The organism is Micromonospora sp. WMMD967 (assembly GCF_029626165.1).
In the GTDB taxonomy this organism is placed as follows: domain Bacteria; phylum Actinomycetota; class Actinomycetes; order Mycobacteriales; family Micromonosporaceae; genus Micromonospora; species Micromonospora taraxaci.
In genome coordinates this window covers 23,507-36,208 of sequence record NZ_JARUBK010000001.1, presented here as the reverse complement: position 1 = coordinate 36,208, position 12,702 = coordinate 23,507, and the positions used below count along the sequence as shown (strand labels likewise).

At 71.9% G+C, this 12,702-nt stretch carries 14 protein-coding genes; 8 read left to right on the top strand and 6 right to left on the bottom strand.

Translation table 11 applies throughout. From position 1 onward, the window contains the following. Nucleotides 1–5 precede the first annotated feature (5 nt). Nucleotides 6–1,598, top strand: a complete 1,593-nt coding sequence (locus O7631_RS00185; protein ID WP_278142498.1) for a PAS domain-containing sensor histidine kinase — start codon at nucleotides 6–8, stop codon at nucleotides 1,596–1,598. Nucleotides 1,599–1,938: 340 nt separating this feature from the next. On the opposite strand, the gene O7631_RS00180 is transcribed toward O7631_RS00185, so the two are convergent. After that, nucleotides 1,939–3,447, bottom strand: a complete 1,509-nt coding sequence (locus O7631_RS00180) for a glycosyltransferase family 39 protein (protein ID WP_278142497.1) — start codon at nucleotides 3,445–3,447, stop codon at nucleotides 1,939–1,941. A 409-nt stretch (nucleotides 3,448–3,856) separates the two neighbouring features. Between O7631_RS00180 and O7631_RS00175 the strand changes: the two genes are divergently transcribed. Genes O7631_RS00175 through O7631_RS00160 form a run of 4 tightly spaced genes read left to right on the top strand, consistent with a single transcriptional unit; the run spans nucleotide 3,857 to nucleotide 7,270 of the window. Beyond that, on the top strand, nucleotides 3,857–5,569 hold the full coding sequence (locus O7631_RS00175; RefSeq protein WP_278142496.1) for a nitrite/sulfite reductase: 1,713 nt from the start codon (nucleotides 3,857–3,859) through the stop codon (nucleotides 5,567–5,569). Then, entirely contained in the window at nucleotides 5,566–5,727 is a 162-nt protein-coding gene (locus O7631_RS00170; protein WP_167393614.1) for a hypothetical protein, read from the top strand. The genes O7631_RS00175 and O7631_RS00170 overlap by 4 nt, the downstream gene beginning before the upstream one ends. Beyond that, nucleotides 5,724–6,485: a phosphoadenylyl-sulfate reductase gene (locus O7631_RS00165; RefSeq protein ID WP_278142495.1), complete on the top strand. Its 762-nt coding sequence runs from the start codon at nucleotides 5,724–5,726 to the stop codon at nucleotides 6,483–6,485. The genes O7631_RS00170 and O7631_RS00165 overlap by 4 nt, the downstream gene beginning before the upstream one ends. Beyond that, a complete protein-coding gene (locus O7631_RS00160; RefSeq protein WP_278147800.1) occupies nucleotides 6,482–7,270 on the top strand; it encodes a CbiX/SirB N-terminal domain-containing protein in 789 nt (262 codons plus the stop codon). Before O7631_RS00165 ends, O7631_RS00160 begins: the two co-directional genes overlap by 4 nt. A gap of 88 nt (nucleotides 7,271–7,358) precedes the next feature. Here O7631_RS00160 and O7631_RS00155 read toward each other — a convergent pair whose 3' ends face one another. Next, a complete protein-coding gene (locus tag O7631_RS00155) occupies nucleotides 7,359–7,616 on the bottom strand; it encodes a WhiB family transcriptional regulator (RefSeq protein ID WP_007072794.1) in 258 nt (85 codons plus the stop codon). Between the two features lie 449 nt (nucleotides 7,617–8,065). Beyond that, on the bottom strand, nucleotides 8,066–9,013 hold the full coding sequence (locus O7631_RS00150) for a diacylglycerol kinase family protein (protein ID WP_278142494.1): 948 nt from the start codon (nucleotides 9,011–9,013) through the stop codon (nucleotides 8,066–8,068). Between the two features lie 43 nt (nucleotides 9,014–9,056). On the opposite strand from O7631_RS00150, the gene O7631_RS00145 reads away from it, so the two are divergent. Further along, on the top strand, nucleotides 9,057–9,446 hold the full coding sequence (locus O7631_RS00145) for a hypothetical protein (RefSeq protein ID WP_269682498.1): 390 nt from the start codon (nucleotides 9,057–9,059) through the stop codon (nucleotides 9,444–9,446). 109 nt (nucleotides 9,447–9,555) lie between these two features. On the opposite strand, the gene O7631_RS00140 is transcribed toward O7631_RS00145, so the two are convergent. The 3 genes from O7631_RS00140 to sodN are packed head-to-tail and all read right to left on the bottom strand — an operon-like array spanning nucleotide 9,556 to nucleotide 10,942. Continuing rightward, on the bottom strand, nucleotides 9,556–9,963 hold the full coding sequence (locus O7631_RS00140) for an ATP-binding protein (RefSeq protein WP_278142493.1): 408 nt from the start codon (nucleotides 9,961–9,963) through the stop codon (nucleotides 9,556–9,558). Between the two features lie 32 nt (nucleotides 9,964–9,995). Continuing rightward, complete coding sequence (locus O7631_RS00135) at nucleotides 9,996–10,541, bottom strand: GNAT family N-acetyltransferase (RefSeq protein ID WP_278142492.1); 546 nt, start codon at nucleotides 10,539–10,541, stop codon at nucleotides 9,996–9,998. Then, complete coding sequence (sodN, locus tag O7631_RS00130; protein ID WP_278142491.1) at nucleotides 10,538–10,942, bottom strand: superoxide dismutase, Ni; 405 nt, start codon at nucleotides 10,940–10,942, stop codon at nucleotides 10,538–10,540. Before sodN ends, O7631_RS00135 begins: the two co-directional genes overlap by 4 nt. 84 nt (nucleotides 10,943–11,026) lie before the next feature. Between sodN and O7631_RS00125 the strand changes: the two genes are divergently transcribed. Both O7631_RS00125 and O7631_RS00120 read left to right on the top strand, forming a co-directional pair. Further along, nucleotides 11,027–11,377: a S24/S26 family peptidase gene (locus O7631_RS00125; RefSeq protein WP_278142490.1), complete on the top strand. Its 351-nt coding sequence runs from the start codon at nucleotides 11,027–11,029 to the stop codon at nucleotides 11,375–11,377. 144 nt (nucleotides 11,378–11,521) lie between these two features. Beyond that, nucleotides 11,522–12,700, top strand: coding sequence for an NADP-dependent malic enzyme (locus O7631_RS00120; protein ID WP_278142489.1), 1,179 nt, complete (start codon nucleotides 11,522–11,524; stop codon nucleotides 12,698–12,700). The last annotated feature ends 2 nt before the right edge of the window (nucleotides 12,701–12,702 follow it).

The following is a 12,702-nucleotide window of genomic DNA, read 5'->3' as shown; positions in this document are numbered from 1 at the left end:
TCACCGTGTCCACGCTGCGCGACCTCGCCGAGGAGCACACCCATCTCCGTCCGGCCGACATCGACCACCTGCACCGCATCGCCGGCGACTGGCAACTGCTCTCCGATCTGTCCTTCGCCGACCTGCTGCTCTGGGTGCCGGTCGACGCCGACGGCACGTTCCTCTGCGTCGCCCAGGTCCGCCCGACGACCGCCCCCACCGCCTATCAGGACGACCAGGTGGGGCGCATCGTCGGCGGGTCGGAGGTGGCACACCTGGGCGTCGCGTACTCCCAGGGCCGAATCTGGCGGGAGGGCGACCCGGTCTGGTACGGCGACGTGCCGGCCCGGCACGAGGCGATCCCGGTCCGGCTGCGCACCGCCGAGGGGGAGGCCGGTGAGGTGATCGCCGTCGTGGGACGGGACACCAACCTCTCCACCGCGCGTACGCCGAGTCAGCTGGAACTCAACTACCTGACCACGGCGGACGACCTGGCGCAGATGATCGCGGACGGCACCTTCCCGCCGCCCCGGCATCCCGGCGAGACCACCTCCGCACCCCGGGTCGGCGACGGCCTCGTCCGGCTCGACGCCGGGGGGAAGGTCACCTACGCCAGCCCGAACGCCCAGTCCGCGTACCGCCGACTGGGCTACGCCTCCCATCTCGTGGGCGAGGACCTGGCCGCGCTGCACCGCCGGCTGGCCGGCGATCCGTTGGAGGGCACCGAGGCGGCGAACGGCATCCTGGCCGCGTTGCGCGGCGAGGGGCCGCCGCGACGGGAGATCGACGCCCGAGGGGCCACGATGCTCACCCGGGCGTTGCCGCTGATGCCCGCCGGGGTGCCGATCGGCGCGCTGGTGCTGGTCCGGGACATCACCGAGGTACGGCGTCGTGATCGGGCGTTGATCACCAAGGACGCCACCATCCGGGAGATCCACCACCGGGTGAAGAACAACCTCCAGACCGTGGCCGCGCTGCTGCGGTTGCAGGCCCGCCGGGTGGCCATGCCGGAGGCGCGGGTCGCGCTGGAGGAGTCGGTACGCCGGGTCGCCTCGATCGCCCTGGTGCACGAGACGCTCTCCATGTCCAGTGACGAGGCGGTCGAGTTCGACGGCATCGTCGACCGGGTCTCGAGCGCGGCGACCGAGGTCGCGGCGACCGAGGTGAGCGTCGGCATGCGACGGCGGGGCAGTTTCGGCGTGCTGCCGGCGGAGATCGCCACCTCGCTGGTGATGGTCCTCAACGAGTTGCTGCTCAACGCCGTCGAGCACGGCTTCCCGCCGAGCGACGAGGAGGACGAGCCCCTGACCGTCGCTGCCTCCGGAATGGTGCCGGTCGCCGTACCCGAGGTCGACCCGGAGCTGCGACCCGAGGTGGTGGTCTCGGCGCATCGGTTCCGCAAGATGCTGCACGTCTCGGTGGCCGACAACGGGCGCGGCCTGCCACCGGACTTCGACGCCGAACGTGCCAGCCGGCTCGGCCTGCAGATCGTCCGGGCCCTGGTCACCGGGGAACTGCGCGGCACCATCGAGCTGCGGGCCGGCGCCAACGGCGGCACCGAGGCCGTGTTGGTCGTCCCGCTGGCGCGTAACGCCCCGGACGGTCGGTCGCAAGGCTGAGCCGAGCTGGCCGCGCTCCGCCGGGTCGGGGTCCGGCTGGTCCGCCTGGGGGGTGGTCCGGTCCGCTCGGGTCTGCTCCGATCACCACGTTGACTCGGACGACGAGTGCCGGTCGGGCGTCTCATTGTTCTGAGCGATATACCTCTGGGTCATATTGATGACTCAGAGGTATATCGCTCAGAAAGGTGAGGCCCGCCCGCCGCTGCTGCTTGCGTGCCCGCCCGCCGCCCGCGCAGGACGGCCTCCCCGCGTCTGCGCGACTCCCACGCCCTGTTCGCGGCGGCCCTCGCCCCCTCGCGGCGGCCCTCGCCCCCTCGCGGCGGCCCTCGCGGCAGCCGGGTCAGTTGCCCGGCCGTCGGATCAGCAGGGCGACGGCCAGGCCGGGGCGCTGCCAGACCTGGGTGACGGTGAACTGCGCGCGCAGCGTGTCGCCCTTGGCGCCGGGCACGGCGGCCAGCGGATCGGTGTGCCGGCCACTGACGACCAGCCAGACCCGTGGCGTGCCGGCCAGGCACTGCGCCGGTTGGGGACACTCGGCGGCCCACAGGTCACCCCGGCGGGCCTCGTCCTCGGTGACCAGCACGTCGCGGGGCGGGTCGTGGAGGTGGTATTCGATGCCGAGGTCGAGGAAGAGCCAGCTGTGTCGGGGCGAGTAGACCACCGCGTCACCGGGCCGCTGACCGTCGCCGATCACCCTCGCCGCGCCCGCGTAGTCGACCGGCGCGTTGCGCGGCCACTCGTGTGTCCGCCGCAGCGCTGCCTGGTCGGGGAGGCCGAGCAGCCCGGCCAGGACCACCACGACGAGCGCGGCCGGCGCGGCCACCGCGGCCAGGGCCGCGCCCGCCAGCAGGCACGCGAAGGGCACCACGAAGACCAGGTACCGAGGCACCCACAGGGGTACGACAGCGCCGGCGGCGAAGAGCAGCAGCACCGGCAGCAGCACCGCGCTCACCGGCAGCAGTGCCCGACGTCCGAGCCGTGCCGCCCCCAGCGCGGCCACCCCGAGCAGCAGGCCGCCCACCACACTGCTCTGGGCCACGCCGCCCGGCAGCGCGGTCAGGTCGTCCAACCGAGCCAGACCCACCCAGTTCAACTGCCGGGACTGCTGGGTCCGGGCCTTGACCAGCAATGGACCGGCCAGCAGCACGACCGGCACCACGGCGGCCACCCACCGCCAGACCCGCCGGTCCCGCTCGGCGGTGGTGTGGTCCCGAGTGCCGGCACCGGCAGCGGCGGGCCCTCGCCACCAGACGAGCACGACGACCAGCGCGTGCGCGGCCAGCAGCGTCAGCGCGATCAGGTGGACGAGGCCGAGAGCCGTGACCGCGACGGCGTACCCGGCCCAACGGGCCCAGCTCGGCCGTCGCAGCGCGGTCACCAGGAGCACTGTGGCGAGCACCGCGAGCATGGTGGCCAGGGCGTACGGGCGGGCCTCCTGGCCGTAGCGCGACGTTCCGGGGAGCACCGCGAACAGCAGGCCGGCGAAGAGGCCGGTGCGCCGGTCGACGAGCCGAGCGCCGAGCACGGCGAGCAGCCCGGCGGCCACTGTCATCGCCAGCACGGCCGGCAGGCGCAGGGCGACTGTGGAGTCGCCGACGATCCTGGTCCAGATGTGCATCAGCAGGTAGTACGGGCCGGTCGCGGCGTCGATGGTGTCGGCCAGGCGGGCCAGGTCGGTGGGCGACCGGGTGGCCGCGCTCCACGTGGCCAGTTCGTCGCGCCAGAGCTGGGCGGAGCCCAGGCCCGTCACCGTCACCGCCAGGGTCAGCAGCGCCGGGGGGAGCCAGACCGGTGGGCGGCGCAGGTGATCCCACGCCGCCCCGCTCGACTTCTCGGACAATCCGCCCACGGTTCGAGCCTGCCACGGCCCTGCCCCCCGTGGGTGTCAGCTGGCGGCAGGCGATGGCCGACAGGGGCGGGTGGTGCGTTATGCCCGAACTGTCCTCGGTGACCAGCTGGTCGGCTGACCACCGGCCCGTGATGTGGGATCCAGCACGCGGACATTGGCCGGCCCCCTTGGGGTGTGGCAGCATGGGCGCATGACCGCCGCAGTCGTCCGCCGCTTCGTGGCACGTCGCCACGTCGATTACGGCCGCGTGCGCAGCGCGGTCTGTCCGGCCTACTGACGACGCCCGACCAATCCGTCTCGGGCGCGCTCCGCGCCGGCTGTCTGAAGACACCGTTGTCCCGCCCGCTACGCGGGCCGGCCGCCGCGCCCCGCGTACACCGAGGCACAGCAGACAACGGAGGACGCCGCGATGGCGGTCAGCAGCATCCCGGCCCGTTCCGAGGACCCGACGGCTCGCCCGACCCGAGCGCCGCGCCGGCCACGGGGTGAGGGCCAGTGGGCGCTCGGCCACCGTGAGCCGCTCAACCCCAACGAGCGGATCAAAAAGGACGACGACCCGCTCAACGTCCGGGCCCGCATCGAGACGATCTACGCGCACCGGGGTTTCGCCTCCATCGACCCGCAGGACCTGCGGGGACGGTTCCGCTGGTGGGGCCTCTACACCCAGCGCAAGGCGGGCATCGACGGCGGGCGCACCGCCGTGCTGGAGCCGCACGAGCTGGAGGACGAGTTCTTCATGCTCCGGGTCCGCATCGACGGCGGTCAGCTCAGCCTGGCCCAGCTACGGGTGATCGCGGACATCTCCCGGGAGTTCGCGCGGGACACCGCCGACATCACCGACCGGCAGAACATCCAGTACCACTGGATCCGGGTCGAGGACATGCCGGAGATCTGGCGCCGACTGGAGTCGGTCGGTCTGCAGACCACCGAGGCGTGCGGTGACTGCCCGCGCATCGTGCTGGGCAGCCCGGTCGCCGGGGTGGCCCGCGACGAGGTGCTCGACCCCACCCCGGCGATCGACGAGATCGTCTCCCGGTACGTCGGCGACAAGCAGTTCTCCAACCTGCCCCGCAAGTTCAAGACGTCGATCTCCTGGCTGGTCGACACCCCGTACGAGTCGAACGACATCGCGTTCCTCGGCGTCGACCACCCCGAGCACGGCCCCGGCTTCGACGTCTGGGTCGGCGGTGGCCTCTCCACCAACCCGATGCTCGCCCAGCGGCTCGGCGTCTGGGTGCCGCTGGCCGAGGTGCCGGACGTGTGGGCCGGTGTCGTCGGGATCTTCCGCGACTACGGCTACCGCCGGCTGCGCAACCGGGCCCGGCTGAAGTTCCTGGTGGCCGACTGGGGTGTGGAGCGTTTCCGGGAGGTCCTGGAGAAGGACTACCTCGGCCGCACGTTGCTCGGCGGTCCGGCGCCGACCCTGCCGTCGAAGCCGATCGACCACGTGGGCGTGCACGAACAGGCCGACGGGCGGCACTACGTGGGCGCCGCCCCGGTGGTCGGGCGGGTCTCCGGCGCGCAGCTGAGCCAATTGGCCGACGTGGTCGAGGCGCACGGCAGCGACCGGGTGCGGCTCACCCCGTACCAGAAGCTGCTGGTGCTCGACGTGCCGTCGGAGCGGACGGAGTCGCTGGTCGACGCGTTGCGCGGGATCGGTCTGGAGGCCCGGCCGTCGGCCTGGCGGCGCGGCACCATGGCGTGCACCGGCATCGAGTACTGCAAGCTCGCGATCGTCGAGACGAAGGCCCGCGGCGAGGAGCTGGTGGCGCGGCTGGAGCAGCGGCTGCGCGACTTCGACGCGGACATCTCGATCCACATCAACGGCTGCCCGAACGCCTGCGCGCGCACGCAGGTCGCCGACATCGGGCTCAAGGGTCAACTTGTGGTCGGCCCGGACGGTCGGCAGGTGGAGGGCTTCCAGGTGCACCTGGGCGGTGGCCTGGGCATGGCGCAGGGCCAGACCGCCGGTTTCGGCCGCAAGCTGCGCGGCCTGAAGACCACCGCCGACGAGCTTCCGGAGTACGTGGAACGGCTGGCCCGTCGTTACCTGGCCGGTCGGAGCGAGGGCGAGACGTTCGCCAACTGGGTGATCAGAGTCGACGAGGAGGACCTGCGGTGAGCAGCGAGAACCGAGCGGCACCCCTGTACTGCCCGTACTGCGGCGAGGAGGACCTGCGGCCGCACGAGGCGGGGCACGGCGCGTGGGAGTGCCACGCCTGCACCCGAGTCTTCTCGGTGAAGTTCACCGGCCTGCTCTCGCGGGCGGTGACCCGATGAGCCTCGTCTCCGCCGCGAGTCTGCGCCTGGTCGGTCCGGGTGGCCCGACGCCGACCGATCCGGCCCGGCGCGGCCCGGACGAGCTGCGGGCCCTGGCCGAGCAGGCCGCCCGGGACCTGGAGGGCGCACCGGCCCTGGAGATCGCCCGCTGGGCGGCGCAGACCTTCGGCGACCGGTTCTGCGTCACCAGTTCGATGGCCGACGCCGTGCTGGCCCACCTGGTGTCCCGGGTGGCGCCGGGCGTGGACGTGGTGTTCCTCGACACCGGCCTGCACTTCCCCGAGACGCTGCGGGTGCGCGACGAGGTCGCCCGGACGCTCCCGGTGAACGTGCGGTCGATCCGGCCGCGGCTCACCGTCGGCCAGCAGGACGGCCAGTACGGCCCCCGGCTGTTCAACAAGTCGCCGGACGACTGCTGCCAGCTGCGCAAGGTGGAGCCGCTGGAGCGGGCGCTGACCGGGTACGACGCCTGGGCCGCCGGCCTGCGCCGGGACGAGTCACCGACCCGGGCTAACACGCCCGTGGTGACCTTCGACGCGCGGCGCGGCAGGGTCAAGGTCAACCCGATCGCGGCGTGGTCGCAGCGGGACGTGGACGCCTACATCGCCCGTTTCAACGTGCCGGTCAACGAACTGTTCAAGCAGGGTTACGGGTCGATCGGCTGCTGGCCGTGCACCCGCCGTACCAAGGCCGGCGAGGACGCGCGGGCCGGCCGGTGGGCCATGTTCGAGAAGACCGAGTGCGGCCTGCACGTCTGACCTCACCGGCGACGACCCCGACCGGCCCCGGTGCGGCCGGCGGGGCCGACCCGGTGGTGCTGGTCGCGCACGGCAGCCGCGATCCGCGAGCGGCCGAAGCCACCGAGGCGCTGGCCCGGGCCGTGTCGGCGGCCCGTCCGGGCACACCGGTGTGGGCGAGCTGGCTGGACCACACCGAGCCGGGGCCGACAGCGGTGTTGCGTGACCTGGCCGCAGCCGGTCACCGTCGGGCGGTGCTGGTGCCGCTGCTGCTGACCGCCGCGTACCACAATCGGGTGGACATCCCGGCGGCGGTCGCCGCGGCGGCGCAGAGCGGGCCACCGCTGGCGGTGCGGGTGACCGACGTGCTCGGTCCGGCGGACGGGACTGTCGACGCGGGGCTGCTGGGCGGGTTGCGTCGCCGGCTCGACGAGGCGGGTCCCGGCCGCTTCGACGCGCTGGTGCTGGCGGCGGCGGGCACCCGCGACGCGCGGGCGCGCTGTTCGGTGGGTCGGGTCGCGGACGCGCTCGCCGACGAGTTCCAGGTGCCCTGCCGGGTGGCGTACGCCTCGGCGGCTCCGCCGTCAGCGGGCGTGGCGGTGTCCCGACTCCGGGCTGCCGGCGCGCGGCGGGTCGCGGTGTGCGCGTACTTCCTGGCACCCGGCCTGTTTCACGACGCGGTGGCCGAGGCGGCCCGCGCGGCTGGGGCGGTTTCGGTCGCCGCGCCGCTGACCGACGCGCCGGAGTTGGTGGAGTTGGTGTTGCGGCGGGTCGACGATCGGCCGGTGCCTGCGTCGACGGGGTGACCCGTGCCGGCACGACGTCGCAGGTGCCGGACAGCGGAACGCCCCGGTGGGTGAACCCACCGGGGCGTACAGCTGTGTCGTTGGGGGATCAGGCGGAGTGAGCGCGCAGCACCCGGAGGCCGCCACGCCGCTTCACAGCGCGTCGCTCCTCCTCGCTCATTCCGCCCCAGACGCCGGCGTCCTGACCGGACTCGAGCGCCCACTGCAGGCACTGATCGGTCACGGAGCAGCGCCGGCAGACGGCCTTGGCCTGCTCGACCTGCAGGAGAGCCGGCCCGGACGTCCCGATCGGGAAGAACAGCTCCGGGTCCTCGTCGCGGCAGACAGCATGGTGACGCCAGTCCATGGCGGCAACACTCCTCATTCTGGATGGGTGGCAAACAATTGCTTGTCGTGCTTTTCCTATATGCATCCGCAGTGCCGGTGGTGACAGTTAGCGTCCGACCATTCGGCAGTGCGTGAGCAGGCGGTCAGCGCCGGGGACCTGCTGGAACAGCTCAACCTGACGAGCATATCCAGGCAATGTCCCGGTAACTCAAGTTCGCTTGTGAATACTTTCACGAACGCTCGTGATGTCAAGGGTGACGCTCGGAAAAACTCCGGGCGGTGAGCAAGCCCACAACCTGTTTGTCCGGATTCCAGTGCTTTCCTGGTTACCCGCCGTGCCACAGTCGAGGATCAATATAGTACAGTCCGCGTGACATTGCTGACATTTCCGGCACCTGCCCCTCGGTGTGGCGGCGACCGGCCGATGCGGTTGTGGCCACCGTGTCGACCAAGGGTGGTACCCGAGACCTAGCAGATTACTCTCAGTGCGGCCGGAACGGAGGTGAATCTGACTTTCTCCCGCTCGCCGAGATAGTCGCCGTCCAGCTGGAACGCCTGCGGACGGCTGGAGACCAGGGTGAACTCCGGCGTGTCATGGAGTCGTAACACCTGACGACCTCGCGGATCCGGCTGCCGACCCAGGAATTGGGTCACTGTCCGTGTTGTGCTAGCCACCCGGAGCTGCCGCAGGGCCAGCACATCGAGCCCGAGATCGAACGATGCGGCCGGGTTCGGGTTGACCTCCCGGTCGCCGAGGTACGTCCACGGCGCGGTGTTCTGGATGATCACGGTGGCCAACTCGACCTCCGCCTTCTCGCCCGGACGCTCCAGGCTGATCGCGGGATGCCGGCGGTCCGAGGCGAAGAAGTACTGGTTCATGATCGAGCGCAGGTACAGCGTCGGCGTGGACACCCGTCCCTTGCGCCGAGCCTGCTCCACCCGGTGGATCACCGCGGCGTCCAGCCCGAATCCGGCGCAGAACGTGAAGTAGCGGTCGTCAGCGCGGCCGAGCCCCACCGTCCGGCTCCGGCCCAGCCGCAGCCCTTCGAGGATCATGCTGGTCGCCTCCGGCCACTCCCGGGGCAGGCCCACCGCGCGGGCGAACACATTGGTGCTGCCACCCGGAACGGTCGCCAGCGCGGGCAGCCGCTCGGCCATCGAGGCGTCGTCGAGTTGCGGCGGGTCGGCGGTCATCAGACCGTTCACCACCTCGTTCACAGTGCCGTCGCCACCCAGGGTGACGACGAGGTCGACCCCCTCCGCGGCGGCCTCCCGGGCCAGCGCCACGGCGTGACCGCGCCGACGGGTGTAGCGCACGCTGAGGTCGACTTCGCTGCGCAGCGCCCGGACAAGCACGTCCCGGCTGCGTTCGCTGGTGGTGGTGGCCTTTGGATTGACCACCAGGACGGCCCGCATGGGCGGCACTGTACCTCCCGGCCGCCCGGGTATCGTGGCGCGCGTGACCATCGACTCGGCCCCGATTCCCGTCACGCTCCGCTGGGCGGTGCGGCTGCTGTGGGCGGAGGCGGCCGTCGTCGGGCTGATCGCGCTCTGGCTCATCTGGGCCGACCTCACCGCCACCACCACCGACCTCCTGTCGGCGTTGCTGGTGACCGTGTTCGCCATCGGCGCGGCGGTGGCGCTCTGGGCGCTGGGTCGGGCGCTGCTGCGCCGTCAGGCGGGCGCACGGGCCCCCGCGATCGTGCTCCAGCTGATGCTGCTGCCGATCGGATGGTTCATGATCCAGGGCGGGCTCGGTTGGCTGGGCGTGCCGTTGATGGCGCTCGGCCTGGGCGTGGGCTGGCTGCTGGTCAGCCCTCCGACGACCCGGGCCCTCGGCTTCGAGTGACGGACCGGGTTCCAGTGATCGTGCAGGCTCGACTGACCGTGCCGGATCCGGCGGGTGCCGGGCCGGTCAGTGGCAGAACCGGGCCGGTGGCCGGTGGCGGAGCAGCCGGTCAGTAACCGCCGGAGCGTCGGGTGAGCAGCGCGATCGTCGCCCGGCCGTCGGCGGCCGCGGCGGACGCCGAGGTGGTCAGCGCGGTGAGCACCTTCCAGGCGAACGACGACTCGGCGGGCAGCGTGGCGCCCCGCACGGTCGGCACTGTCACCTCGACGGTCAGTGCGTCCTCGGTGACGGCGAAGCGGCACTCCAGCTCGGCGTCGCGGGTGGCGATGGCGAGCAGCATGGCGCACGCCTCGTCGACGGCGATCCGCAGATCCTCGATCTCGTCGAGTGCGAACTGCAACCGGGCCGCCAGACCGGCGGTGGCGGTGCGGAGCACGCCGAGGTAACCACCGTCGGCAGGCACCGTGAGGTGCACCACGTCGTCGTCGGTGGCTGGTTGGCCAGTCAGTTGAGTCACGCCTCATCCCCCCGGTCGGGGACTCTACCCGGTCAGTCGCCCCCACGCGTGCCGACGGTGGTGGCCTGGGTGGCCAACTCGCGCAGGGCGTCGCCGCTGAGCCGGTAGGGCACCCACTCGCTCATCTGCTCCGCCCCGATCGAGGCGTAGAAGCCGGCCGCCGGATTCCAGTCGATCATCCACCACTCCAGCCGCCGGTAGCCGCGTCGTACGCAGATGTCAGCCAGGGTGGCGAGCAGCATCCGACCTGCTCCGGTGCCTCGCGCGGACGGCCGGACGTACAGGTCTTCCAGGTAGATGCCGTGCACGCCGGCCCAGGTGGAGAAGTTGAGGAACCACAGCGCGAAGCCGATCGGCTCGTCGCGCTCGTCCACGGCGACGTGACCGAAGAGCGCCGGAGCGCTCGGCTTTTCCGACGCCGCGCCGGCACCGAACAGGGCCGAGGTCAGCTGCTCGGTGGTGAGGTGGCACTGCTCGGGGGCGCGTTCGTACTCCGCCAGCTCGTGCACCATGGCGACGACGGCCGGCACGTCCTCGGGACGTGCCGGCCGGATCGTCGGTATGACCGACGAGGTCATGCCTTCTTGGTCTCCCAGAAGATCTTCGAGATCTCGTCGATCTTCGAGAGCAGCTTGTCGGCGGTGGCCGGGTCCAGGCTGCCCTTGACGCCGCCGGCGCCGGCGAGCTTGGTGGCCTCGTTGAACAGGCTGTGCAGGTTCGGGTACTTCTCGAAGTGCGGCGGCTTGAAGTAGTCGGTCCACAGCACCCACAGGTGGTGCTTGACCAGCTCGGCGCGCTGCTCCTTGATGATGACGGCCCGGGTGCGGAACTCCGGGTCGGTGTTCGACTGGTACTTCTCGCAGATCATTTTGACCGACTCGGCCTCGATCCGGGCCTGAGCCGGGTCGTAGACACCGCACGGCAGGTCGCAGTGAGCGCTCGCGGTGACGCGGGGCGCAAGGATGCGCGGAAGTCGCATCGGGATCCTCCATGGGAAGTTTGCGATGATCAAAGGCGACATTACTCCTGGGAATGCTCCCCGAACCGGGTGGAGGTGAAACCAGTGCAGGCCGATCACCCGGCTGAGGCGGCCCGGTTGCGCAGGCCGCTGACCGCCGTCCTGGTGACCGGTCCGTCCATGGCGCCGACGCTGCGGCACGGCGACGCGGTGCTGGTGCGCCCCGGCGGCCGTCCGATCCGACCCGGGGACGTGGTGGTCGCGGTCTTCCGGACCCGTCCCGAACTGCTGGTGGTGAAGCGGGCGGTCCGGCCGCAGGACGGCGGCTGGTGGCTGCGCGGGGACAACGACCTGATCACCGACGACTCCCGGGCGTACGGGGTGGCCGACGTGCGGGGGAGGGTCGTGGCCCGCTACTGGCCACGTCCCGGACGGGTGCCTCCCCGGCCGATATGACCCTGCTCACATCCGACGGGCAGTGCCGACACTATGCTCGGAAAGTGCCGGGTGACCCCCCGCGCCGCGTGCCACCGCTCGCCGCCCACCTCGCGGCCGGGCCCGCCGCCTCACATCTGCTCGACAGATCCTGGAGTCACCGCCATGTCTTCATCCACCGTGGACCCCGCTGATCCCGTCTTCCTGCTGCACCGGGGCGGCAAGATGGCCGTCGCCTCGACCGTGCCGCTCACCAGCCGGGAGGACCTCTCCCTGGCGTACACCCCGGGGGTGGCTCGGGTGTGTGAGGCGATCGCCGCCGACCCCGACCTGGCCGACGACTACACCTGGGCGGCGCACACCGTCGCGGTGGTCACCGACGGCACGGCGGTGCTCGGGCTCGGCAACATCGGCCCGCGCGCCGCGCTGCCGGTGATGGAAGGCAAGGCGGTGCTGTTCAAGCAGTTCGCCGGGGTGGACGCGGTGCCGATCTGTCTGGACACGCAGGACGTCGACGAGATCGTCGCGGCGGTGCGGGCGCTGGCGCCGTCGTTCGGCGGCATCAACCTGGAGGACATCAGCGCACCGCGCTGCTTCGAGGTGGAACGTCGCCTGGACGAGGCGCTGGACATCCCGGTCTTCCACGACGACCAGCACGGCACCGCGATCGTGGTGCTGGCCGCCCTGCGCAACGCCGCCAACCTGCTCGACCGCAAGCTCGGTGACCTGCGGGTGGCGGTGAGTGGCGCGGGCGCGGCCGGGGTGGCCGTGACGAAGATGCTGATTGCCGGGGGAGTGGACCCCGACCAGGTGGTGGTCTGCGACTCGAAGGGGATCATCGGTCGGCACCGCACCGACCTGACCGGCAGCAAGGCCGAGCTGGCGGCGAGCACCAACGCCGACGGTCGCCACGGCGACATCACCGAGGCCCTGCGCGACGCGGACGTGCTGATCGGGGTCTCCGGCGGCCAGATCCCGGAGACCGCGGTGGCCGGGATGGCCCCCGACGGGATCGTGTTCGCGCTGGCCAACCCGACGCCGGAGGTGCACCCGGAGGTGGCCGCCCGGCACGTGGCGGTGGTGGCCACCGGTCGTAGCGACTACCCGAACCAGATCAACAACGTGCTGGCCTTCCCCGGGGTGTTCCGGGGCGCGCTGGACGCCGGCGCCACCCGGATCACCGAGGCGATGAAGGTCGCCGCCGCGGACGCCATCGCCGGAGTGGTCGCCGAGTCGTTGACCGTCGAGGCGATCGTCCCGTCCCCGCTCGATCCGCGCGTCGCGCCGGCCGTGGCCGAGGCGGTGGCCGAAGCCGCCCGCCGCGACGGCGTGGCCCGCCGCTAGCG

What these genes read in the sequence shown, in the direction of transcription:
- O7631_RS00165 (WP_278142495.1), top strand. Translation starts at nt 5,724, where the DNA reads ATGAGCCTCGTCTCCGCCGCGAGTCTGCGCCTGGTCGGTCCGGGTGGC.
- sodN (WP_278142491.1), bottom strand. Translation starts at nt 10,942, where the DNA reads ATGCGACTTCCGCGCATCCTTGCGCCCCGCGTCACCGCGAGCGCTCAC.
- O7631_RS00175 (WP_278142496.1), top strand. Translation starts at nt 3,857, where the DNA reads ATGGCGGTCAGCAGCATCCCGGCCCGTTCCGAGGACCCGACGGCTCGC.
- O7631_RS00135 (WP_278142492.1), bottom strand. Translation starts at nt 10,541, where the DNA reads ATGACCTCGTCGGTCATACCGACGATCCGGCCGGCACGTCCCGAGGAC.
- O7631_RS00155 (WP_007072794.1), bottom strand. Translation starts at nt 7,616, where the DNA reads ATGGACTGGCGTCACCATGCTGTCTGCCGCGACGAGGACCCGGAGCTG.
- O7631_RS00120 (WP_278142489.1), top strand. Translation starts at nt 11,522, where the DNA reads ATGTCTTCATCCACCGTGGACCCCGCTGATCCCGTCTTCCTGCTGCAC.
- O7631_RS00150 (WP_278142494.1), bottom strand. Translation starts at nt 9,013, where the DNA reads ATGCGGGCCGTCCTGGTGGTCAATCCAAAGGCCACCACCACCAGCGAA.